Below are 1,360 nucleotides of genomic sequence, written 5' to 3'. Positions count from 1 at the left end.
TGCTTCTTCTTCAGCATTTGCTGGATTTTCAGGGAAATCGGGAATTTTATGACCTTGACCTTGAAGCTCAGTAATACAATCTTTAAGTTGACCGATAGATGCAGAGATGTTTGGAAGTTTAATAATGTTTCCATCTGCTTCAAGAACAACTTCTCCAAGTTTAGATAATTCGTCTTCTGCAAGACCCATAGCTGAAAGCACTCTACCTGCTAGTGAAATATCACTAGTTACAACATCTACACCTGCAGCTTTCGTGAAAGCATTTACGATAGGTAATAACGAATAAGTTGCTAAAGCCGGAGCTTCATCAATTTTAGACCAAATAATTTTTGACATTGTGTGTCCTCGTGAATAATATTTTTCCATACCACTCTTATGTTAAAAATAAGAGTTTATGAAATTTACAAGTTTAATAATAACACTAAGATAGGTAATATTTGATTAGCTTGTATAAACATTGCACTATATTTATAATTTGTTTCATTTGGTAGCATGCCTTATGTTATGCAAATGTGTAGAATAGTTACACGAAAAATTGTGGTTTCCCTTTTTATTTTTCATAAAATAGAGATAATTTGTTTTGGCAGGGAAGATGGCAGCACGTATTGCTTCAAAACTGACATTGCATATGGGAATTTTCGGAACACCCAAATATTTGTATGTATTGTATATGGTAGTGTCTGTTTTAATGCGATGTGGTGTCACTTTGGTATGGGAATATTTTCCATAGTTTAAGGTACCGTCCATCTGAAGTTTCATCCCCTTTTTGATTCTGTTGTAAATAACAGAACTCACTAGTGGCATCTCCTCTTTGGTTGCTGCTTCTTTTTGGATAATGGAAGCAACTGCTACATAATGAAACCATCTCTTTTCATTGTAGGTTCCAAAAATTTTATAAGAGAGTTCCTGCATCTTTTTACGTGAGAGGTGAAGCAAAAGTTTTATTAACGCCTCTTCTGTTATGCCAATTGGAAGTCTATAGGTATTGGGGACAAAAACACCCTCTTTCATGGTAGAGTATTTCTCAAACATCTCCTGGAGTTTTTCCCTGTCAAGATGAAGATTGTGAGATAGCTGATTGAAAAAGATATATGTTGTCTCACCGGGGATAAGTGTTACATTGTGTAATGCCGCTTTTGCAGTGGTGAGTTTGTATAAAAAATCTGCTTTTGTATTGCGTGTTGTACCCATATCTATCCATCCGCTTTGGGGAGAACCGATAAGGCGCAAAAGAAGTGCATCAAGTTTACAAACATCGTAATTTTTGGATTGTAAATGTGATATAATTTGATTTATCGATCCTTGGGGAATATACAAAACCTTTGGCGTTTCAATTGACTTATTTAGGTAATAGATGAAA

2 protein-coding genes are annotated in these 1,360 nt (G+C 35.1%); both read right to left on the bottom strand.

The genetic code is table 11. The features are described from left to right. The coding region (locus tag AC30RD_RS09370; RefSeq protein WP_489494275.1) for an NADP-dependent isocitrate dehydrogenase at nt 1-336 on the bottom strand (336 nt) is incomplete at its 3' end. Between the two features lie 144 nt (nt 337-480). Then, a complete protein-coding gene (mltG, locus tag AC30RD_RS09365; protein ID WP_489494276.1) occupies nt 481-1,356 on the bottom strand; it encodes an endolytic transglycosylase MltG in 876 nt (291 codons plus the stop codon). Nucleotides 1,357-1,360: the final 4 nt, after the last annotated feature.

Source organism: Nitrosophilus sp. (assembly GCF_982775275.1).
Note: the sequence above shows the minus strand (reverse complement) of the source record. Positions and strands in the feature narration are given on the sequence as shown.